Origin of the sequence: Neisseria sp. HMSC070F02, from assembly GCF_001814225.1 — a bacterium.
Taxonomy (GTDB): Bacteria; Pseudomonadota; Gammaproteobacteria; order Burkholderiales; family Neisseriaceae; genus Neisseria; species Neisseria meningitidis.
Genome location: NZ_KV815387.1, coordinates 6643 through 28965, shown reverse-complemented (window position 1 = coordinate 28965; position 22323 = coordinate 6643). Strand labels below are relative to the sequence as shown.

General features: G+C 55.0%; 20 protein-coding genes and 1 tRNA gene. 5 read left to right on the top strand and 16 right to left on the bottom strand.

All coding sequences use genetic code 11. From position 1 onward, the window contains the following. Positions 1–381: 381 nt before the first annotated feature. Positions 382–771, top strand: a complete 390-nt coding sequence (locus HMPREF2959_RS03435) for a DUF723 domain-containing protein (protein ID WP_002231539.1) — start codon at positions 382–384, stop codon at positions 769–771. A gap of 54 nt (positions 772–825) precedes the next feature. Next, positions 826–1071 carry a DNA-binding protein gene (locus HMPREF2959_RS10760; RefSeq protein ID WP_246829030.1) on the top strand — a complete coding sequence of 82 codons (246 nt, stop codon included), beginning with the start codon at positions 826–828 and terminating at the stop codon, positions 1069–1071. Positions 1072–1142: 71 nt separating this feature from the next. On the opposite strand, the gene HMPREF2959_RS03430 is transcribed toward HMPREF2959_RS10760, so the two are convergent. From HMPREF2959_RS03430 to HMPREF2959_RS03355, 16 genes are all read right to left on the bottom strand, one after another. Continuing rightward, the gene (locus HMPREF2959_RS03430; RefSeq protein ID WP_002238609.1) at positions 1143–3980 is read right to left on the bottom strand and encodes a valine--tRNA ligase; all 2838 of its coding nucleotides are present in this window, start codon (positions 3978–3980) and stop codon (positions 1143–1145) included. 96 nt (positions 3981–4076) lie between these two features. Then, positions 4077–4886: a zinc transporter ZupT gene (gene zupT / locus HMPREF2959_RS03425; protein WP_002215472.1), complete on the bottom strand. Its 810-nt coding sequence runs from the start codon at positions 4884–4886 to the stop codon at positions 4077–4079. Positions 4887–5066: 180 nt separating this feature from the next. After that, positions 5067–6323, bottom strand: coding sequence for a D-amino acid dehydrogenase (locus tag HMPREF2959_RS03420; protein WP_002216256.1), 1257 nt, complete (start codon positions 6321–6323; stop codon positions 5067–5069). Positions 6324–6401: 78 nt separating this feature from the next. Beyond that, a complete protein-coding gene (locus HMPREF2959_RS03415; protein ID WP_002243192.1) occupies positions 6402–7793 on the bottom strand; it encodes an alanine/glycine:cation symporter family protein in 1392 nt (463 codons plus the stop codon). A 356-nt stretch (positions 7794–8149) separates the two neighbouring features. Continuing rightward, positions 8150–8926, bottom strand: a complete 777-nt coding sequence (gene lpxA / locus HMPREF2959_RS03410) for an acyl-ACP--UDP-N-acetylglucosamine O-acyltransferase (RefSeq protein WP_002236607.1) — start codon at positions 8924–8926, stop codon at positions 8150–8152. Between the two features lie 86 nt (positions 8927–9012). Beyond that, entirely contained in the window at positions 9013–9462 is a 450-nt protein-coding gene (gene fabZ, locus HMPREF2959_RS03405) for a 3-hydroxyacyl-ACP dehydratase FabZ (protein ID WP_002218583.1), read from the bottom strand. 35 nt (positions 9463–9497) lie between these two features. Continuing rightward, positions 9498–10541, bottom strand: coding sequence for a UDP-3-O-(3-hydroxymyristoyl)glucosamine N-acyltransferase (gene lpxD, locus HMPREF2959_RS03400; protein WP_002216261.1), 1044 nt, complete (start codon positions 10539–10541; stop codon positions 9498–9500). Positions 10542–10573: 32 nt separating this feature from the next. Continuing rightward, entirely contained in the window at positions 10574–11074 is a 501-nt protein-coding gene (locus tag HMPREF2959_RS03395; RefSeq protein WP_002216262.1) for an OmpH/Skp family outer membrane protein, read from the bottom strand. 65 nt (positions 11075–11139) lie between these two features. Then, positions 11140–13533 carry an outer membrane protein assembly factor BamA gene (gene bamA / locus HMPREF2959_RS03390; RefSeq protein ID WP_070696391.1) on the bottom strand — a complete coding sequence of 798 codons (2394 nt, stop codon included), beginning with the start codon at positions 13531–13533 and terminating at the stop codon, positions 11140–11142. 56 nt (positions 13534–13589) lie between these two features. After that, positions 13590–14930, bottom strand: a complete 1341-nt coding sequence (gene rseP / locus HMPREF2959_RS03385; protein ID WP_002243194.1) for an RIP metalloprotease RseP — start codon at positions 14928–14930, stop codon at positions 13590–13592. A 34-nt stretch (positions 14931–14964) separates the two neighbouring features. Continuing rightward, positions 14965–16200: a 1-deoxy-D-xylulose-5-phosphate reductoisomerase gene (gene ispC / locus HMPREF2959_RS03380; protein WP_180295925.1), complete on the bottom strand. Its 1236-nt coding sequence runs from the start codon at positions 16198–16200 to the stop codon at positions 14965–14967. A 4-nt stretch (positions 16201–16204) separates the two neighbouring features. Continuing rightward, the gene (locus HMPREF2959_RS03375) at positions 16205–17002 is read right to left on the bottom strand and encodes a phosphatidate cytidylyltransferase (protein WP_002224787.1); all 798 of its coding nucleotides are present in this window, start codon (positions 17000–17002) and stop codon (positions 16205–16207) included. A gap of 2 nt (positions 17003–17004) precedes the next feature. After that, positions 17005–17751, bottom strand: coding sequence for an isoprenyl transferase (locus HMPREF2959_RS03370; RefSeq protein WP_002218592.1), 747 nt, complete (start codon positions 17749–17751; stop codon positions 17005–17007). A gap of 55 nt (positions 17752–17806) precedes the next feature. Continuing rightward, the gene (frr, locus tag HMPREF2959_RS03365) at positions 17807–18364 is read right to left on the bottom strand and encodes a ribosome recycling factor (RefSeq protein ID WP_002218593.1); all 558 of its coding nucleotides are present in this window, start codon (positions 18362–18364) and stop codon (positions 17807–17809) included. Positions 18365–18543: 179 nt separating this feature from the next. Further along, complete coding sequence (locus HMPREF2959_RS03360; RefSeq protein WP_002243196.1) at positions 18544–19671, bottom strand: FUSC family protein; 1128 nt, start codon at positions 19669–19671, stop codon at positions 18544–18546. Positions 19672–19744: 73 nt separating this feature from the next. Further along, positions 19745–19820, bottom strand: a tRNA-Thr gene (locus tag HMPREF2959_RS03355). Positions 19821–19924: 104 nt separating this feature from the next. On the opposite strand from HMPREF2959_RS03355, the gene HMPREF2959_RS03350 reads away from it, so the two are divergent. From HMPREF2959_RS03350 to HMPREF2959_RS03340, 3 genes are all read left to right on the top strand, one after another. Further along, on the top strand, positions 19925–20410 hold the full coding sequence (locus tag HMPREF2959_RS03350; protein WP_002240206.1) for a hypothetical protein: 486 nt from the start codon (positions 19925–19927) through the stop codon (positions 20408–20410). A gap of 95 nt (positions 20411–20505) precedes the next feature. Further along, complete coding sequence (gene rsmG, locus HMPREF2959_RS03345; protein WP_002243197.1) at positions 20506–21129, top strand: 16S rRNA (guanine(527)-N(7))-methyltransferase RsmG; 624 nt, start codon at positions 20506–20508, stop codon at positions 21127–21129. Between the two features lie 98 nt (positions 21130–21227). Then, positions 21228–22001, top strand: a complete 774-nt coding sequence (locus HMPREF2959_RS03340; RefSeq protein ID WP_002220195.1) for a ParA family protein — start codon at positions 21228–21230, stop codon at positions 21999–22001. The last annotated feature ends 322 nt before the right edge of the window (positions 22002–22323 follow it).

Below are 22323 nucleotides of genomic sequence, written 5' to 3'. Positions count from 1 at the left end.
CAGTACGGCGTTGCCTCGCCTTGCCGTACTATTGCCAAGGCGTACCAGCCTGATTTGTTGATGTGTGTACTACTGCATGGGTTGTTAAGTCCTGCAAGTGATTTAAGTGTGAAGATTGAGTAATGCCCACTAGTCGCAGGCGCGGGGGGCAGGTGCTAAGTCATTGGTTATCTCCTTACTATCTATCTAACTACAGGGTGTATTATGCGCCTCCTTGTTGTTTTGTGCAAGTGGTTTTCTGATAATTTATGTAAAGATTTGGTAAAGACGTATAGCCTTTTTCTTTGCATTGTGCTTGCGCAGGGTATCAGGTAGGTCTCAAAAAATTTGAAAATTTTTATGTTTTCGTATAAAATCTTTTGCACTTATACGGAGTGAGTTATGCGGTACACCATTAAAACATTTCAAACCCTTGCTGATGAAACTTTCCCCTCTAAGAACTTCAAAATTCTTTCGTTCAATGGGGTGGCACGACCTATAACCATTGTTTGCCCTACACACGGGGTGCAGACTGTTTCTGCGGGGCAAGCATTTATCCGTTCCAAACACGGCTGTCCTGCCTGTGGTTTAGTTTTATCAACCTCCGTTTTGGCCTCTAGGGGTCGGTCAGTCTCCATCCTCGACACCGCCACAGGCGAAACACTCTCGTTCCCCAGCGTACAAGCTGCCGCCAAAGCCCTAAACACCTCCTACGGCTCTATACGAACCAAGCTCGACGGACGTTCGTCCCCCGACAACCTTGTCTGTAACAGGTACAAAGTAATGCCGTAATCTCGAAACTTCGTGCTATAATAAACTCCTAGCTTTTGCAGGAGTTTGTTTTTTATGGATTTAAATGTCGAAATCAAGAATTTTGGCAAGGTTGCCCATGCTAGGGTTTCCATTCGCCCGCTTACCGTCATCACGGGTTGCAACTCCACACTCGCGTTCCCCAGCGTTACTGCCGCAGGCACTGCTTTGGGTGTGCATTTTCAGCAAATTAACCACAGGCTCAAGGGTCGAACGTCCTGTCAGGAGGTGTTGATTTCTACACCGACTGTACTGTCTGCGGCTTCGGTCGCCTTGTCCTGATTTTTGTTAATCCACTATAAAAGAGGCCGTCTGAAAAACATTTTTCAGACGGCCTTGTTGATTCAATCAAATCAGTCTTTCAACTTCGACAACTGAGTTTGCACTTTTGCCATTTTGTCTTCCAATTCCGCCAAATCGGCTTTGTCTTTTTCCACCAAATGCGCCGGGGCTTTTTCGGTGTAGCCGGGTTTGGAGAGTTTGGCGTTGAGTTTGTCCAAGGCTTTTTGCAGCTTCTCGGCTTCTTTGCTCAAACGGGCGGTTTCGGCGGCTTTGTCGATTTCGACTTTCAGCATCAGGCGCGCGCCGTTGCAGACGGCGACGGGCGCGTCTTCGCTTTCGGGTAGGGCGGCGACTTGCCGTGCTTCGGTCAGGCGGGTCATCATCGGCAGGTATTTGAGGTAGTCCGCCAAGTCGTCCGCGCTTTCGACAAACAGCGGAGCTTTGACATTAGGCTGGATGCCCATTTCGCCGCGCAGGTTGCGGACTGCGCCAATCAAATCCTGCAACACGGTCATTTGCTCGAATGCCGTCTGAACAATATCGCCGCCGTCGGCTTCGGGGAAGCGGGCGAGCATGATGCTGTCGGCGGTTTTCGCGTCGCACATAGGAGCGACGGTTTGCCACAGTTCTTCGGTAATGAACGGAATAATCGGGTGCAGCAGGCGTAGGGCGGCTTCGAGTACGCGCAATAAGGTATGGCGTGTGGCGCGCTGGCGGCTGGCGCAGCCGGTTTGAAGCTGCACTTTGGCGAGTTCCAAATACCAGTCGCAATAGTCGTTCCATACGAAGCTGTACAGGGTTTCCGCCGCCAAATCAAAGCGGTAGGTTTCGTAGGCTTGCGTAACCTGTTCGATGGTCTGATTCAGACGGCCTATGATCCACATGTCTGGGAAAGAGTAGCCGCGAGGCTCGGTGGCGGTTGCTCCGTAGCCGCAGTCTTGGTTTTCGGTGTTCATCAAGACGAAGTTGGTGGCGTTCCAGATTTTGTTGCAGAAGTTGCGGTAGCCTTCGGCGCGTTTGAAGTCGAAGTTCACGCTGCGGCCGAGGCTGGCGTAGCTCGCCATGGTAAAGCGCAATGCGTCCGCGCCCATGCTGGGGATGCCTTCGGGGAAGAGTTTTTTGGTGGCTTCTTCCACTTTCGGTGCGGTTTCGGGTTTGCGCAGACCGGTTGTACGTTTTACCAGCAGTTTTTCCAAGTCGATGCCGTCAATCAAATCCACAGGGTCGATGACGTTGCCTTCGGATTTGGACATTTTTTTGCCTTCGTGGTCGCGCACGATGCCGTGGATGTACACGTCTTTAAACGGTACTTTGCCGGTAAAGTGGGTGGTCATCATAATCATGCGCGCCACCCAGAAGAAGATGATTTCGTAGCCGGTTACTAAGACATTGGACGGCAGGAAGGCTTTGAGTTCGTCGGTTTCAGACGGCCAGCCGAGTGTGGAGAACGGCACAAGCGCGGAGGAGAACCATGTATCCAATACGTCTTCTTCGCGAGTCAAGCCTGTTTTGCCGGCTTGTTTTTCGGCTTCTTCCTGATTGCGGGCAACATACACATTGCCTTCGTTGTCGTACCATGCAGGGATTTGATGGCCCCACCACAGTTGGCGTGAGATACACCAGTCTTGGATGTTGTTCATCCATTGGTTGTAGGTGTTGACCCAGTTTTCGGGGATAAAGCGCACCGCGCCGCTGTCGACGGCTTTTTTGGCTTTGTCAGCAAGGCTTAAGCCTTTGAATTCGCTGTCAGGCTCGCCGCCGTTTGGCGTGGCGGACATGGCGACAAACCATTGGCTGGTCAGCATCGGCTCAATCACGGAACCGGTACGGTCGCCTTTCGGCGTCATCAGCGTGTGCGCTTTGATTTCGACCAAGAAACCTTGTTCCTGCAAATCGGCAACCATTTGTTTGCGCGCGGCAAAGCGGTCCAAGCCTGCGTATTTTTCAGGCAGGGCAAAGCTTGGTTGCGCTTCGCCTTTGAAGTTGAACACTTCGGCGTTTGCCAATACTTTGGCTTCCAAGTCGAACACATTAACCAAGCGCGTATCGTGGCGTTTGCCGACTTCGTAGTCGTTGAAGTCGTGCGCAGGCGTGATTTTCACGCAGCCGGTGCCGAAGTCTTTTTCAACGTATTCGTCGGCAATCACGGGAATGGTGCGGCCGGTCAGCGGCAGGATTAATTCTTTGCCGATTAAGTGGGTATAACGTTCGTCTTCGGGATTGACGGCAACGGCAACGTCGCCCAACAGCGTTTCGGGACGGGTGGTGGCGACGATGACGGCTTCGGCAGGATTGTCCGCCAGCGGATAGCGGATGTGCCACATAGAGCCTTGTTCTTCCACGCTTTCCACTTCCAAATCAGACACTGCGGTACCCAATACCGGATCCCAGTTCACCAAGCGTTTGCCGCGATAAATCAAGCCCTGTTCATACAGGCGTACGAACACTTCGGTTACGGTTTCGGCGCGTACATCGTCCATTGTGAAATACTCGCGCGTCCAGTCGGCAGAACAGCCCACACGGCGCATCTGCTGCGTAATCGTGCCGCCGGAAACTTCTTTCCATTCCCACACTTTTTCCAAGAATTTTTCACGACCCAAGTCATGACGGGACACGTTTTGCGCGGCAAGCTGACGCTCGACCACGATTTGCGTGGCGATGCCCGCGTGGTCGGTGCCGGGAATCCAGGCGGTGTTGCAGCCTTTCATACGGTAGTAGCGGGTCAGGCCGTCCATAATGGTTTGGTTGAAGGCATGACCCATGTGCAGCGTGCCGGTTACATTGGGCGGCGGCAGTTGGATGGAAAAAGACGGTTTGGTCAAATCCATATCAGGTTGGAAATAGCCTTGGCTTTCCCAGTTTTGATAGTGCTTGGATTCGATTTCGGCTGGATTGTATTTGTCTAACATGATGGAACTTTGTGAAATTAAGGTTATTTTTGATGTGCGGATTATAACGCAAAAAGGCCGTCTGAATCATTTCAGACGGCCTTTGGCATACAGGTTTTAAAAATGGAACAATACCAGGCTGACGGCAATCACCGCCATGCCCATTGTCAGGCCGTAAACGGTTTCATGGCCGTCTGAATAGCGTTTGGCAGCCGGCAGCAGCTCGTCCAACGCCAAAAACACCATCACACCGGCTATCACGCCGAATACCGAACCAAACACGGCAGGCGACAAAAACGGCTGCAAAACCAAATAGCCCAAAGCCGCCCCCAACGGCTCGGCCAAGCCGGATAGCAGACACGCCCACACCGTTTTCTTACGGCTGCGGGTGGCAAAATAAACCGGCGCGGCGATGGAAATGCCCTCCGGAATATTATGGATGGCAATCGCCAAGGCCAAAGGCATCCCGACTGCTGGATTTTCCAATGTGGCAAAAAACGTCGCCAAGCCTTCGGGGAAATTGTGCGCAGTAATCGCAAACGCCGCCATCATGCCGACTCGCGCGATATGGCGGCGTTTGCTTTCTTGAAACGACGGGTCTTGCGCGTCTAAAGTTTCATGCGGGTTCGGCACCAGACGGTCAATCAGCGCAATGCCGCCCATCCCTGCCAAAAATGCCATGGTCGCCGCCGCAAACGCGTGGTCTTTATCATAAATTTCAGCGAACGCCTCGCTGGACTTACTGAAAATCTCCGTCAGGGAAACATACACCATCGCACCGCCGGCAAATGCCAAACCAAACGACAACACGCGCGGATTGGGCGTTTTGGAAAACATCACCAAGCCGCTGCCTAATACGGTAAACAAACCGGCAGCCAATGTGATGGAAAAGGCAACGGCCAAATTGGACATCGAAAAATCGGGCATGAGAAAACCTGCGCTAAAAGCTGGGACAGGTTCAGACTAACACTTTTTAATGTATATGATAATAGTTATTATTTATTTTATTGATTGGATAACCGAATTTTGAAACAAAAGGCCGTCTGAAAAATGATTTTCAGACGGCCTTTAAATTTGAAATGTCGCTAAACCTTATCGCTTTCCAGCTTAAGCCTGATAGCGCGACAGGCTCAAATCGTCGCTTCGGATTTCGGTGTCTTTGCCGCTCACGATATCGGCGGTTAATTTTGCCGAACCCAGCGACATGGTCCAGCCCAAAGTGCCGTGGCCTGTATTCAAGAATAAGTTTTCAAAGCGGGTGCGGCCGATTAACGGCGTGCTGTCGGGCGTCATCGGTCTGAGGCCGCTCCAGAACAATGCTTGGCTCAAATCGCCGCCTTCCGGGAACAAATCGTTGACGACCAAAGCCAAGGTTTCGCGGCGTTTTTCGGGCAGTTTGATTTCGTAGCCCGACAATTCCGCCATGCCGCCGACGCGGATTCTGTTGTCAAAGCGCGTGATAGCGACTTTGTAGCTTTCATCCAAAACGGTGGACACCGGCGCGCCGTCTGAATTGGTGACCGGCAGGGTCAAGGAATAGCCTTTGACGGGATAAATCGGCAGATCGAGGTCTAACTGCGCCAACACAGTCCTACTGAAGCAGCCGAGCGCACAGACAACGGCATCTGCTTCAAACCGCCCTGTTTCGGTTTCAACGGCTTTGATGCGCAGCCCGTTATGGTCGATGCGGCTGATGGTTTGGTTGAAATGAAACTGTACGCCCTTTTCCTGACACAATTTGTATAGGTTTTCAGTGAAGAGGTGGCAGTCGCCGGTCGCATCTGCAGGCAGGTGCAGGCCGCCGGCAATTTTGGCGGTAACGCGTGCCAGCGCAGGCTCAAATTCTGCACATTCTTCGGGTTTCAGACGGCGGTACGGCACGCCGTAGCGTTCCAAAACGGCAATGTCTTGTTTTGCCGCTTCGACTTCTTTGGTTTGGCGGAAAACCTGCAACGTCCCTTTTTTGCGTCCCTCAAAATTCATGCCGGTTTGCGCTTCAAAACGGCGGAACATTTCACGGCTGTATTCGGACATCCTGACCATGCGCTCTTTATTGATTTGATAGCGGGATGCCGTGCAGTTTTGCAGCATCCGCCACAGCCATTCGATTTGATACAGGCTGCCGTCGGGGCGAAACAGCAAAGGCGGATGGCTTTTAAACAGCCATTTCAGTGCTTTGGTCGGAATACCGGGTGCAGCCCAAGGCGTGGTATAGCCGTAAGAAAGCTGGCCTGCATTGGCAAAACTGGTTTCCATCGCCACACCCTCGGCGCGGTCGATGACCGTTACTTCATGTCCGGCCTCTGCCAGATACCACGCGGAAGACACGCCGGCAACACCCGCACCTAAAACAAGCACTTTCATGTTTCTCCCTCCGACTTTTTCAAAACAGACTTAATATGCCGTGCCGTCTGAATATTCGGATTCAGACGGCCTCGGATATTAATGCGGCAATTCGCCGTTTGTGATTTTTTGTTTGAAGTCGCGCGTTTCATTGACGATGACTTTCGCCATCAATAAAAGTGCAATCAGGTTGGGCAATGCCATCAAGCCGTTGAATGTGTCCGAAGCCAGCCACACCAAATCAAGGCTCAACACGGTACCCAGCATAACGGAAGAAACATAACCCACGCGGTACAAACCGGCAAATTTCTCGCCGAAAACATACACCGCGCATTTTTCGCCGTAATAGCACCAGCCCAAAATGGTTGAGTAGGCAAAGAAAATCAGGCCGATGGTAACAATCCAGCCGCCGATGCCGGGCAGCATTTTTTGGAATGTGACGGTTGTCAGTGCCGCGCCGCTCAATTCAGGTTTGACAAACTCGCCGCCTGCGCCGAGCAGACCCATCACCAAAATAATGCCGGTAATCGAGCAAACGACGATGGTGTCCAAAAACGTACCGGTCATGGAAACCAAAGCCTGACGGACGGGGTGGTCGGTTTTCGCGGCTGCGGCGGCAATCGGTGCAGAACCCATACCCGCCTCATTGGAGAACACGCCGCGCGCCACGCCGTAGCGGATGACCGTACCGATAGCGCCGCCCGCCACTGCCTGCGCGCTGAACGCATCGGAGAAAATCAGCTTGACGGCGGGCATCAGTGCATCGGAATTAATCGCGATAATGGAAAGACCGCCCAACACATAAAACACCGCCATAGCAGGCACGATGAAAGAAGCGGCTTTGGCGATGCCTTTAATACCACCTAAAACGACAACGGCAGTCAGAACGGTCAACGTAATGCCGGTATAGGCAGGTTCGATACCGAAGCTGGTTTGCACCGCCTGTGCAACCGAGTTGGACTGCACCGAGCTGCCGATACCGAAGGAAGCGAGTGTGCCGAACAGCGCAAATGCGACGGCCATCCATTTCCAGTTTTTGCCCAAGCCGTTTTCGATGTAATACATCGGGCCGCCGGACATTTCGCCTTTGGAGTTGGTGACGCGGTATTTCACCGCCAACACGCCCTCGCCGTATTTGGTTGCCATACCGAAAATGGCGGTTATCCACATCCAAAATACCGCGCCCGGGCCGCCGGTTACCACCGCAGTCGCCACGCCGGCGATGTTGCCCGTACCGATGGTGGCGGACAGCGCGGTCATCAACGCCGCAAAATGGGAAATATCGCCTTCGTGGTCTTCGCCGTCTTCATGCTTCTTTGACGGCACAAACGCCTGTTTCAGCGCATAGCCCAACATAGTGAACTGCAAGCCTTTCAGCATAACGGTCAGCACAATGCCGGTGCCGACCAGCAGCATCAACATAACAGATCCCCAGACCCAGCCGCTGACGGTTTCGAAAAAGGCTTTGAGATTGTCTAAAAACAATTGCATGGCTTTCTCCTTTGTCTGTTTTATTTTTAAAACACCACTTTTGTAGTGTCCTGTAATTTCAGCACAGAATATTCAATAAGACAATATGTTCTTTTGAAAAATACTTTTGGTTTTTTCTCCGAAAGCAGGTCGGTTCAAGCTGCGGAAATTGTTTGCAATTCTTTAAAAGCAGCGGCGGAGGTCACAATGAAATGTCCGAATGGGGATGTGGCGGGCGGCAGAAATCATCAATGCTGCCGACTGCCATACTTCTGAAATCTACAAAATGATGCATCGATCAAACAATATACCGCTTTAAAAAAACCGATGCCGTCTGAAACGCTTTCGGGGTTTCAGACGGCATCAAAAGGGTACGGTCAGCGGATGATGCCGCGCGCCGATTGTGCGAAAAAGTCTCGGAATACGGCAAGCTCGGCTTGGGTTTCGGCGCGGCGGAGAATGTCTGCCTTGGCTTCTTCAAACGGAATGCCGCGATGGTAGAGGGTTTTGTACACGTCTTTGACGGCGGAAATCTGCTCTGCGGTAAAACCGTTGCGGCGCATACCTTCGCTGTTGAGCCCCGCCGGTTCGGCGCGGTAGCCCGATGCCATAAAGTAGGGCGGCACGTCTTTGTGTACGCCTGCGGCAAACGCGGTCATGGCGTAGTCGCCGATGCGGCAGAATTGGAAAACCAGCGTGTAGCCGCCCAAAACGACGTAGTCGCCGACGGTAACGTGTCCGGCAAGCGAGGCGTTGTTGGCGAAGATGGTGTGGTTGCCGACCACGCAGTCGTGCGCGAGGTGGCAGTACGCCATAATCCAGTTGTCGTCGCCGATACGGGTTTCGCCGATGCCGGTTACCGTGCCTAAATTAAAGGTGGTGAATTCGCGGATGGTGTTGCCGTTGCCGATAATCAGCTTGGTCGGCTCGTCGCGGTATTTTTTGTCCTGCGGAATTTCGCCGAGGCTGGCAAATTGGAAAATGCGGTTGTTTTCGCCGATGCTGGTGTGGCCGTTGATGACGGCGTGCGGACCGATTTCGGTATTCGCGCCGATTTGGACGTTGGGGCCGATAACAGTGTACGCGCCGACTTTGACGCCGGAGTCGAGTTCGGCTTTGGGGTCGATGACGGCGGTCGGGTGGATGAGGGTCATGTTTTTCCTTTCCTGTCGTGTTGCCGCGAAGATGCGCGACGGCAACAGGTCGTCTGAAAACTTTCAGACGACCTTTTTCTGAACACTCAAACCACGCGTTTGGCACACATGATGATGGCTTCGACGGCGACTTGCCCGTCCACTTTGGCAACGGCGTTGAATTTGCCGATGCCGCGCCGGCTGGTCAGCAGCTCGACTTCAAAGACGAGTTGGTCGCCGGGGATGACTTGGCGTTTGAAACGGGCTTCGTCTATGCCGGCGAAGAAGAAGAATTCGTTTTCTTTGCGCCCGCCTTCGCTCAAAATCGCCAACGTGCCGCACGCCTGCGCCATCGCTTCGATGATGAGTACGCCGGGCATCACGGGCAGGTCGGGGAAATGGCCTTGGAACTGGGGTTCGTTTATGGTGACGTTTTTGATGGCGGTCAGGGTTTTCATCGGCTCGAAGGCGGTGATGCGGTCGAGCTGGAGAAACGGATAGCGGTGGGGGATGAGTTTTTGGATGTCTTTGGCTTCGATGGGGAGTTGAACGTCCATGTCTGTCGTATTCCTTGAATAAAGTCGGTTTGGATTTATTGCGTGTCTTTGCCGTCTGAAAGCTGCTGTTCCAGCGTTTTGAGGCGTTTGTTCATTTCGCTTAAGCGGTGGATGTAAACAGCGTTGCGCGCCCATTCTTTATGGGTGGACATCGGGAAGATGCCGGCGAGGTGTTTGCCGCTTTCGGTAATGCTGTGGGTGACGGACGTGCCGCCGCCGATGGTGGTTTTGTCGGCGATTTCGATGTGTCCGACCGTACCGACGCCACCGCCGATGATGCAGTAGCTGCCTATGGTTACGCTGCCTGAGATGCCGGTTTTGGCGGCGATGACGGTGTGCGAACCGATTTTGCAGTTGTGTCCGATTTGGACTTGGTTGTCGATTTTGGTGCCGTTGCCGACGGTGGTGTCGCTCATCGCGCCGCGGTCGATGTTGGTGTTCGAGCCGATTTCTACGTCGTCGCCCAGCGTTACCGCGCCGGTTTGCGGGATTTTAAACCATGAATCGCCGGCAAAAGCGAGTCCGAAACCGTCCGCGCCGATGACTGCGCCGCTGTGGATTTCGACGCGTCTGCCCAGTGTACAGCCGTAATAAACGACGGCGTTGGGATGCAGGACGACTTCGTCGCCCAGTTTGCAATCGTGTTGGACGACGGCGTTTGCCAAGATGCGGCAGCCTTCGCCGAGCACGGTGTTTGCGCCGATGTAGGCGTTCGCGCCGATTTCGCAGTTTGCGGGAACGGTCGCGCTCGGTTCGACGACGGCGGTCGGATGGATGCCGCCGCGCGCTTTGACGACGGGTGAAAACAGGCGGGCGACTTTGGCGAAATAGAGATAGGGGTCATCGGCGACAATCAGGTTGCGCCCTTCAAATCCGTCTGCCGCTTTGGCGGAAACGATGACCGCGCCCGCGCTGCTGTCGTGGACTTCGGCTTTGTATTTCGGATTGGCAAGGAAGCTGATGTGTTCCGCCTGCGCGTCTGCGAGCGGGCGCACGGCGGTAACGGAAATGTCCTCGCCGCGCCATTCGCCGCCGAGCCGCGCGGTGATTTGGGACAGGGTGTAGGTGGCCGGAATCATGGTTTTCCTGTTCGGTATGCCGTCTGAAAGGGTCAGCGGGCGTTCATTTCTTTAATGACGCTGTCGGTAACGTCGTATTGGGTGTTGACGTAAATCACGTTCTGCAAAATGACATCGTAACCTTCCTGTTTGGCGATTTTGACGATGACGCGGTTGGCGTTTTGCTGGAGGGAGGCAAACTCTTCGTTGCGGCGGAGGTTGTAGTCTTCTTCAAACTGAGCCTGTTTTTTGCGGAACGCTGCGACCAGCCCGCGCCATTTTTCTTCGGCTTGCGCCTTTTTTGCGTTTCTGAGTTTGCCTTCGGCAAGCTGCCTTTCCAAATCCAGACCTTCGCGTTGCAGTTTTTGCAATTCGTCCTGACGGGCGGAAAATTCGCTGTCCAGCGTTTTTTGAATCTTGCGCGCCTGCTTGGATTCGAGGTAGATGCGCTCGGTGTTGATAAAGCCGATTTTTTGGAAGGTGTCGGCGTGCGCGCCTGCGGTGCAGCACAAACCGATCAGAGCCGCGGCAAACGCGCGGGTCAAACGGGTCATGGTAAAACTCCTTCGGATGTTGCCGCGAAATGCCGTCTGAAGGGCTTCAGACGGCATTTGCGGGATTAGAACGTCGTGCCGAGTTGGAATTGGAAGCGTTGGATTTCGTCTTCCGGTTTTTTCTTCAGCGGGTAGGCGTAGCTGAATTTCATCGGGCCTAAAGGCGAGAGCCAGGTAACCGCGCCGCCGGCGGAATAGCGCAATTCGTTGGTAAAGGTGGATTTATGGGTATTGCCGGCGCCGTAAATGTTTTGAACCCTGCCGCCGGTCGCGGAACTGCTGTTGTCGTCGTAGGTTTTGCCGTCCCACACGCTGCCTGCATCGGCAAACAGGCTCAGGCGGACGGTGCGTGCGTCTTTCGCACCCGGCATCGGGAAGAGCAGTTCGGCGGAAACGTTGGCTTTTTTGTTGCCGCCGTAGCTGATCTTGTCGCCGTATTCGTCATAGACTTTCGGACCGAGCGTGCCGCTTTCGTAACCTCGTACCGAACCCAGGCCGCCGCCGTAGAAGTTTTCAAAGAAGGGGATTTCTTTGGTTCTGCCGTAGCCGCCTGCAATGCCGACTTCGCCGCCGAGCATCAGCGTGAAGGTTTTGCTTAAGGGGAAGAACCAGGTTTGGTTGTGGGTGGCGGAGTAGTATTGCAGTTTGCTGCCGGGCAGGGCGATTTCGGCGTTCACGCCCGTCAGGTAGCCGCGCGTCGGCCATAACGCGCTGTCGGTTTTGTTGCGCCCCCAGCCGACGGTACCTTTGTACAGCCAGCCTTTGAAGCTGCCGTCTGTGCCGTCGGTTTTGCCGTATTTCTTGATAAAGTCGGCATAGTGTTTGGGCGCTTTGTTGTAGGTGTTGACGGTCAGGTGTTCTGCCACCAAACCGAAATTCACGCGGTCGTATTCGGTAACAGGCACGCTCATGCGGATGCCTGCGCCTGCCGTGGTGGTTTTATATTGTTTGATGCTGGTCGATGCTTTGCGCGGGTCGAAGGCTTTTCCGTAAACATCGTAGCCCAGGCTGACCCCGTCTGCCGTGAAGTACGGGTCGGTAAACGACAGCGAGCCGTTGAGCGTGGTTTTGCTTCGTGAGGCGCGCAGGGCGGCCGACTTGCCCGTACCGAACAGGTTGTCTTGGGAAACGCCTGCGGACATGACCAGGCCGGTATCCTGTACCCAGCCCGCGCTCAAGTCGAGCGAGCCGGTGGAACGTTCGGTCAGGCTCATGTTCAAATCGACTTTGTCGGGTGTGCCGGCAAGCGGGACGGCATCAAACTGTACGTTGTCGAAGTAGCCCAAAAGCTCGACGCGCTCTTTGGAGCGTTGCAGCTTGGAGGTGTCGTAAGGCGCGGATTCCATTTGGCGCAATTCGCGGCGCACGACTTCGTCGCGGGTTTTGTTGTTGCCGGTGATGTGGATTTCGTTGACGTAGATTTTCCGGCCCGGTTCGATGTGCAGGACGAAATCGACGGTTTTGGTTTCGGCGTTTGGCAGCGGCTGTACGCTGATTTCGCTGTATGCGTAGCCTGCCGAGCCCATGCGGTTCTGAATCTCACCCAAAACGGCGGTCATCTGCTGGCGTTCGTACCATTTGCCGGGCTTCATGGTCAGCAGTTTTTCCAGTTCGGCTTTGGGGACTTCGTTGGTGTCGCCTTCGATGGAGACTTTGCCCCAACGGAAACGTCCGCCTTCGTGGACGGTGATTTTGATGGTCTGCTTGGTTTTGTCTTCGTTGGTTTGGATGTCGGTATCGAGGATGCGGAAATCGAAGTAGCCGTTGTTCTGGTAGAAGTCGGTTACTTTTTCCATGTCTTGGGCAAATTTCTGCTCGTTGAATTGGTTGCTTCGTGTCAGCCATGTCCAAATGCCGCCTTCGGTCAGCGACATCTGCCGCATCAGTTTGCGGTCGGAATAGACTTGGTTGCCTTCAAATTCGATGTCGGTGATTTTGGCGGATTTGCCCTCGTCAATCGTGATGTCGATGTCGACGCGGTTGCGGGCGAGTTTGGTTACTTTGGGCGTGATTTGGATATTGAGTTTGCCGCGCCCGAGGTATTCTTCTTTCAGGCCGGCGACTGCCTGATTGAGTGTCGCCTGATTAAAGTATTGCGACTGCGCCAGCCCGAACGATTCGAGGTTTTTCTTAATGGCGTCGTTTTGCAGCATTTTTGCGCCGGTGATGTTGAGCGAGCCGATGGTGGGGCGTTCGATGACGGTCAGCAGGAGCTGCCCGTCCGCAGTCTCGACGCGTACGTCGTCAAAGAAACCGGTGGCGTACAGGCTTTTGATGATGGCACTGCCGTGTGTGTCGTTGTAGGTGTCGCCGACTTTGACGGGCAGGTAGTTGAATACGGTACTCGGCTCGGTACGCTGCAAGCCTTCGACGCGGATGTCTTGGATGGTGAAGTCGGCAAGTGCCAAAGGCGATATGCCCAAGACCATCAGTGCGGAAGCAATCTGTTTCAGTTTCATTGTCAGTTCCTTGTGGTGCGGAATGCGGTTTCAGACGGCATTCCGAAACGTAAAATCTAACCGAGCAGCCGGGTAACGTCGTTGAAGAAGGCGACCGCCATCATCAGCATCATGAGGGCAAGCCCGAAGCGCAAACCGATGTTTTGGACGCGTTCGCCCAAAGGTTTGCCGCGTATCCATTCGGCAGTATAAAACACGAGGTGGCCGCCGTCCAAAACGGGGACGGGCAGCAGGTTCAGCACGCCGAGGCTGATGCTGACCAGTGCCAAAAATTCCAAATAACTTTGCAAGCCGAGTTCGGCGGACTGTCCGGCAATGTCGGCAATGGTCAGCGGGCCGGAAATATGGCTGACGGAGGCGTTGCCGCTGATTAGTTTGCCGAAAAATTTGAGGGTTGTCCACGAGTGGGAAACGGTTTTTTCCCAGCCCATGCCGAATGCGCGGATAACAGACGGACGGTAGCTGCGGCGGATTTGCGCGTCCCACGCCCTGTCCGGCTGCGGACGGAGGCCGACGCGCCCGATCAGGGTGTGGTCGGACTGTTCGACAGTATCGGGGCGGATGTCGGCGGTATGGGTTTGTCCGGCGCGTTCGTAGGTCAGGGTGATTTTTTTGCCGGGGCTTTGGCGGGTCAGGTTTGCCCATTCCTGCCATGAGGCGATGGGTTTGCCGTCGGCGGCAGTCAGCCTGTCGCCCGGTTTCAGGCCTGCTTTTTCGGCGGGGCTGCCTTTTTCCACGCCGCCGGCAACGGTTGTGATTTTAAAGGGCATCAGTCCGATGTAGCCTTGGTTTTTTGCGATTTTACCGGCTTCCGGCGTGCCTGCGGCATCGATGGTGCGGACGGTTTGCGCGCCCGATGCCGTCTGAACGCCGACGGCGACTTTGCCGGCTTCGAGGTTGAGGACGATTTCGGTTTGCGCGCCGCCCCAATCTGCAACGGGTGTGCCGTTGACGGATTGTATTTTGTCGCCGCTTTGGAAGCCGGCGCGGGCGGCAATGGTGTCGGGTTCGACTGTGCCGACGTAGGGGCGCAGTTCGGTTACGCCGAAGGAAAAGCTCAGTCCGTACAGCAAAACCGCCAGTGCGAGATTGGTCAGCGGGCCGGCGGCGACGATGGCGATGCGTTTGGCGGGGTGTTGTTTGTCAAAAGCGTAGGGTAAATCGGCTTCTGATACTTCGCCTTCGCGCGTATCGACCATTTTGACGTAACCGCCCAACGGAATCGGGGCGAGGCACCATTCGGTGTCGCCGCGCTTTCGGGTGAAAAACGGTTTGCCGAAGCCGACGGAAAAGCGTACGACTTTGACGCCGCACAATCTGGCAACGATGTAGTGTCCGAACTCGTGCAGGCTGACCAAAATCAGGATGGCGAAGATAAAAGCTAGAAGGGTGTGCAAATGGTTTTCCTTTGATAACGGTGTTCAGACGGCATCAGCGCAGTGTGCCGATAAATGCCCGCGCTTGTGCGCGTGTCCGGGCATCTTGCGCCAAGAGCCCCCCTATGTCGCCTATGCCGTCTGAAAAGTCTTGTGAAAGACAATGGGCGACGGTTTTGGCAATGTCGGTAAACTTAATCTGTCCGTCCAAAAAGGCGGCGACGGCGGCTTCGTTGGCGGCGTTCAATACGCAGGGCGCGACCCCGCCCGCGTTCATGGCTTCATAGGCGAGCTTCAGGCAGGGGAAGCGGTCAAAGTCGGGCTTTTGGAAGGTCAGCGCGGACAATGCGTCGAAATCCAGGTCGCCGACACCCGAATCGATGCGCTCGGGCAAACCCAAACAATAAGCGATGGGCGTTCGCATATCGGGATTGCCCAGTTGCGCCAACACGGAGCCGTCGCGGTAGCGCACCATGCTGTGTATCACGGATTGCGGATGGATGACGACTTCGAGTTTGTCGGGCGGACAGTTGAACAGCCAATGCGCTTCAATCAGCTCCAAACCTTTGTTCATCATGGTGGCGGAATCGACGGAGATTTTGCGTCCCATACGCCAATTGGGGTGTTTGACCGCTTGGTCGGGCGTAATGCTGTCGAACGTGTTTAAATCGGTCGTTAAAAATGGGCCGCCGGAAGCGGTCAGGATAATCGAACGGATGCCGTGTTCGTTCAGACGACCTGTGTAATCGCGCGGCAAAACTTGGAAAACGGCGTTGTGTTCGCTGTCGACGGGTAACACTGCCGCGCTGTTTGCACGGGCGGTTTCCATAAACAACGCGCCGGAAACCACCAACGTCTCTTTGTTCGCCAGATAAATAGTTTTGCCTTTTTGCGCCGCTGCGAGCGCGGAAGGCAGCCCCGCCGCCCCGACGATGGCGCACATGACACCGCCGACTTCGTCGGCAGACGCAACGTCAACCAATGCCTGCGCGCCGTGTAAAACCTGTGTCGCCGTGCCGTCGTGTTTCAACAGGGCTTCAAGCCGGGCGGCGTGTTCCGTATCGGCAACGACGGCATATTCGGGGCGGAACGTTTGACATTGAGCCGCCAGTTTCTCGACCTGCTTATGCCCTGCCAGCGCGAATACGCGGAATTTTTCGGGGTGGCGGGAGACAACGTCCAGCGTGCTTTCGCCTATGCTGCCGGTACTGCCTAATATGGTCAGGACTTGTGGTGTCATAATGGGGATAACTTTATACCGGATGCCGTCTGAAGCGTTTTCAGACGGCATAGAATCAATTTAAAACCGACATCATCGCCGCATAGACGCTGATAACGGCAATCAGGCTGTCGGTACGGTCGAACACGCCGCCGTGTCCGGGCAGCAGGTTGCTGCTGTCTTTGATGCCTGCCGCGCGCTTGAGCCAGCTTTCCAAAAGGTCGCCGCATACGCTGACGACGGTCAGCACCAAACCGATTAACACGGTATCGAACCAGCCTGTATCGAATGCCAGCCAGCCGGCACTTCGTACGGCGGTCATGTACACGGCCACGCAAACCGCGCCGCCGATTGCGCCTTCCCAGCTTTTGCCGGGGCTGATTGCCGGTGCGATTTTGTGTTTGCCGAACGCCTTGCCGCTGAAATACGCGAAAACATCGGCAACCCACACCAAACCCATCACGGCGAGCAGCGGCAGGGCATCATCAGGGTGCGGGCGCAGGGATACGAGCGCGAACCAAAACGGCATGACCAGAAGCCAACCGACGGCATAAACCTGCCAACCGCCGTTGAGCCTCCATTTGAATCTCAACCACAAAGGCATGATGGCGAGCCAAAATGCCAAAACAACATACCAAACCAAATTAGGCAGCATCCAGCCGCCCGCATAGGCAACCACGCCGAAAACCAAGGTTGCGGCGAGGTAATGGTTGGTTTTAATTTTGCACAAACCGCTCATACGGGCATATTCCCACAAGGCAATCAGGGCAATCAGTCCGCAAAATGCAGCCCACAACCATTGCGGCGCGTAAAACAGCATGCCCAGCATCAGCGGCAGCAGCCACATAGCAGTTATCACCCGTTGTTTCAGCATATTCAGTTCCTTTGCTGTTCGATAGGCAGTTGCTCGGAGGTGCGTCCGAACCGCCGTTCGCGTTTTTGGAACGAAGCGACGGCATCGTCCAAAGCCTTGCCGTCAAAATCGGGCCACAAAATATCGGTGAAATACAGTTCTGCATATGCCATCTGCCAGAGCAGGAAATTGCTGATGCGCGTTTCGCCGCCGGTGCGGATGAACAAATCCGGTTCCGGTGCATCGCCCAGCATCAAGTGTTTCGCCAGCGTGTCTTCCGTAATCTCGGATACGCCTTCGGCAATCAGTTTGTTTGCCGCCTGCAAAATATCCCAGCGGCCGCCGTAATCGGCGGCAATGCTCAGGGTCAGGCCGGTATTGTTTGCCGTCAACGCTTCCGCCTCTTCGATGCCTTGCAGAATCTGCCGGTTGAAGCGTTCGCGGCTGCCCAATATCTTCAGGCGCATATTGTTTTCGTGCAGGCGACGTACCTGTTTTTGCAAAGCCTGTAAAAACAGCCCCATCAGGAACGAAACTTCGTCTTCGGGGCGGCGCCAGTTTTCGGTTGAAAAGGCAAACACGGTCAGATATTGCACACCCAGTTTGGCGCAATGCTTCACCATATTTTCCAATGCGTCCAAACCGCGTTTGTGTCCCATTATGCGCGGGAGGAAACGTTTTTTCGCCCAACGGCCGTTGCCGTCCATAATCACGGCGATATGCTTGGGAATGGCGGTGTGTTCCAAAACGGCCTGCGTGCTGCTTTTCATGTCTGCCTTTCGCGGTTCGGCATTCAAATGCCGTCTGAACGCCGAACCGTGCAGGTTAAATTGCCATCAAATCTTCTTCTTTGGCAGTCAGGAGTTTGTCGGCTTCGGTAATGTATTTGTCGGTCAGTTTTTGAACCGCTTCTTCGCCGCGACGTGCCTCGTCTTCGGAAATTTCTTTGTCTTTGAGGAGTTTTTTGATGTGGTCGTTGGCATCGCGGCGCACGTTGCGGATGGAGACGCGGCCTTCTTCCGCTTCGCCGCGTACGACTTTAATCAGGTCTTTGCGGCGTTCTTCGGTCAGCATGGGCATCGGCACGCGGATCAGGTCGCCGACAGCTGCCGGGTTCAGCCCCAAGTTTGAATCGCGGATGGCTTTCTCGACTTTGACCGCCATATTGCCCTCAAACGGTTTCACGCCGATGGTGCGCGCGTCCAGAAGCGTTACGTTGGCAACTTGGCTGACGGGGACCATGCTGCCCCAGTATTCGACTTCCACTTGGTCGAGCAGGCCGGTATGCGCGCGGCCGGTACGCACTTTCGCCAGATTTTCTTTCAGTACTTCGACCGAACGCTGCATTTTGCCTTCGGCTGTTTTTTGAATATCGTTGATCATATTGTTCTTTCGGTGGGATAAGGTGGGCGGGAGACCGTCTGAACGCGTTTCAAGCCGTTCAGACGGCATAAAGACCGTTAACCGCGAATAGTACCGTTATTCGGGCATAACGACAAGGTAGGCGGATTGGGGATGCCGTCTGAAGCGACAGGCGTTTCAGACGGCATCGTGTCCGACCGTCAGCCGTGTTCCCGTGTTTCAAGCAGGCTTTGGCGCAGGTGTTGGCGTTCGTGGGCATCCAGCCATTTGCGGCGGGTGCGTTGCAGCAGGATGACGAGGGCGGAAATTTCCTGACGCATATTGGTGCTGAGCCAGAGGAAGCCCTGCCATTGGTAGTGGAGGTGTTCGGCGAGGGCTTCCAGTTCGGGGTTGATAGCGGTGTCGATGCGGATGCGGCGGGCGTGTCTGCCGTTGATAAGGGCGACGGTTTGTTGCAGGTCGGTTTGGAGCAGTGTGAAGTGGCGGTCGAGCAGCCGGATTTCGCTGCCGTTGAGTTTGGGAGATTGCAGCTTGGCGGCAGTGGTCAGGAGCAGCTCGGTGGTGTTGACAATTTTACGGTGGGCGTGCTGCATGGCTTCCATCATGGCGGGGCTGATGCGGCTTTCGCCCGATGTGGCGGCGAGGTGGCTGCGGCTTTTGACCATGCGTGCGTTGATTTGGCGCATTTTCGCCATGTTCTCTTCGAGGCGTTCGCGGGTCATGCGCCTGCCGTTGCTGATTTCGGCAATCATTTTGCTGCAGTCGGTCAGGTTGTCGGCAAGCATGAAACGCCACATCAGTGTGGATTTCAGCGGCAGCAGTTTGGCGGCGGCGATGGCGATGGCCGCGCCGATGAGGACGTTCATCGCGCGCATGAGTCCGCTGTCGAGCCATTCGCTGCCGTTGTCGCCGATGAGCATGCACATCGTCAGCCCCGCCAGCATGGGGACGTAACCGTTTTTGCCGACCGCCGCCCAACCGGCCAGTGCGCTTGCCGTGCCGACGGTGAGGTAGAAGAGGAGATTGTCGTGGAAATAATGCTGGTTCAGCCATAAAACGCCCAAACCCGCGCCCAGCCCGATGACCGTACCGAGCATACGTTCCACCGCCTTGGAGTAAATCGCCCCTTGAAACTGGAGCATGCCGAGGACGACGAAGACGGTCATGCCTATCCATTCGCCGTGTTGGAGGTGGAACAGCCGGGCGAGTGCGGTGGCGAACAGGACGGCTCCGCCAAGCCGGACGGAGTGGATGAGGCGGCGGTAGCGGTAGCGTTCGTAGGAGTTGAGCCAGCGGCTGGAAAGGCGGTTGCGTTGCGAGGTGTTCATATCGGTTGCCGTCTGAAGCGGAAATGTGAAAAAGCACAGGCTTCCTGGGATAGGGAGGGTCTGTGCTTGGTATTGGTGCCGGAGAAGGGAATCGAACCCCCGACCTTCGCGTTACGAATGCGCTGCTCTACCGACTGAGCTACACCGGCTTTTTTCGTTATGATATATATGAACGGTTGTTTCTGCAACTTTTCGGGCTGCTGGCAAAGTTTTGCACGGTATAATGCGGTTTGCTTCGTGAGGAGAGTCGGTGATGTATGTGAACGAGAAATATCCCTATGCGGCTTTGTTTGCGGGGCTGGTGTTTTTGACGCTGCCGTTCGCACTGTCGGTGCATGATGCCTTGGCATTTGCGTTCGGACGGACGGGGCTGCTGGTGTCGGTGTCGGACGGCGGATTCGGCTGGCGTGGCGGTTGGGACAGCACTGTTTGGTTTGTGTTCGGTGTGTTTGCGTTTTTGAATGTGGTTGTGTCGGCGGGTCTGACGAAACTGGCGTACAAAAAGATGATGCGGCGGCATTCGCGTTACGCGCTGTTTCTGTCAGGCGTGGCGGCTTGCGCGGCGGCGGCGGTGGCTTGGATTTTCGAACTGTTGTTGGGCAGTGCCGCCTTGGGCGGGCTGCGCGGGGAGGCGGTGTTGGAATATGCGTTTGCCGTGTGGCTGGTGGCGATGCTGACGCTGCCCAAACGCTTGACGCGCGCGCCAGTGCAGCTGGTGGTGTTCCACAGGAAAAAATAGGACGGAACGGGAAATGCCGTCTGAAACCCGACACGCGGTTTCAGACGGCATGTTTTTCCGCTAACATTACGCCTGAATATGGATAGGAAGCAGATATGGAACGTAAAGAACGCCTACAATCGGGCATTGCTGCGATGGGGCTGGATATTTCGGAAACGGCGCAGGACAGGCTTTTGGCCTATGTGGATTTGTTGAAAAAGTGGAACAAAACCTACAATCTGACCGCCCTGCGCGACGAGGAAAAAATGATTGTCCATCATCTTTTGGACAGCCTGACGCTGCTGCCCTATATCGAAGGCGCACAGACGATGCTGGATGTCGGTTCGGGCGGAGGACAGCCCGGCATTCCGGCGGCGGTGTGCCGTCCGGATGTGCAGATAACCCTTTTGGATGCGAATACGAAGAAAACGGCTTTTTTACAGCAGGCGGTTATCGAGTTGGGATTGGACAATGTGCGCGTGGTATCCGGACGCGTGGAGGCGGTTTCGGACGTGCGTGCCGACGTGATTACCAGCCGTGCGTTTGCAGAACTGGCGGATTTTGTGTCGTGGACGGCGCATCTGTTGAAAGACGGCGGCTACTGGGCGGCGATGAAGGGCGTGTATCCGCAGGGGGAAATCGACCACCTGCCGCAGGATGTGTGCGTCGAAAAAGTCCAAAGGCTTGACGTGCCGGGCTTGGATGCGGAACGCCATATCGTCATACTCCGCAAGCGTTGAGCGCACTTCAGACGGCATGAATACCTTTTTTGTGCGGATAAAGGTAAAATTCCGCACTGTTTTTCTTTTTTCAACATCAGACGGGACACGGGCGGGACATGAGTGCGAACATCCTTGCCATCGCCAATCAGAAGGGCGGTGTGGGCAAAACGACGACGACGGTAAATTTGGCGGCTTCGCTGGCATCGCGCGGCAAACGCGTGCTGGTGGTTGATTTGGATCCGCAGGGCAATGCGACGACGGGCAGCGGTATCGACAAGGCGGGTTTGCAGTCCGGCGTTTATCAGGTCTTATTGGGCGATGCGGACGTGAAATCGGCGACGGTACGCAGCAAAGAGGGCGGATACGCTGTGTTGGGTGCGAACCGCGCGCTGGCCGGTGCGGAAATCGAGCTGGTGCAGGAAATCGCCCGGGAAGTGCGTTTGAAAAACGCACTCAAGGCAGTGGCGGAAGATTACGACTTTATCCTGATCGACTGTCCGCCTTCGCTGACGCTGTTGACGCTTAACGGCTTGGTGGCGGCGGGCGGCGTGATTGTGCCGATGTTGTGCGAATATTACGCGCTGGAAGGGATTTCCGATTTGATTGCAACCGTGCGCAAAATCCGTCAGGCGGTCAATCCCGATTTGGACATCACGGGCATCGTGCGCACGATGTACGACAGCCGCAGCAGGCTGGTTGCCGAAGTCAGCGAACAGTTGCGCAGCCATTTCGGGGATTTGCTTTTTGAAACCGCCATCCCGCGCAATATCCGTCTTGCGGAAGCCCCGAGCCACGGTATGCCGGTTATGGCTTACGACGCGCAGGCAAAGGGTACCAAGGCGTATCTTGCCTTGGCGGACGAGCTGATGGCGAGGGTGTCGGGGAAATAGGTCAATCCAAATCGGGCTGCCCGTGCCTTTATGCTGTTTGGCCGAGTGCGTTAATATGGCGGATTAAAATAAAAATACTTATATCGTCATTTATAGTGGATTAACAAAAACCAGTACGGCGTTGTGCCTCGCCCTAGCTCGAAGAGAACGATTCTCTAAAGGTGCTAAGCACCAAGTGAATCGGTTCCGTACTATCTGTACTGTCTGCGTTTCGTTCGCCTTGTCCTGATTTTTGTTAATCCACTATATTGTCATTCCCGCAAAAACAAAAAATCAAAACAGAAAACTGAAATATCGTCATTCCCGCGCAGGCGGGAATCTA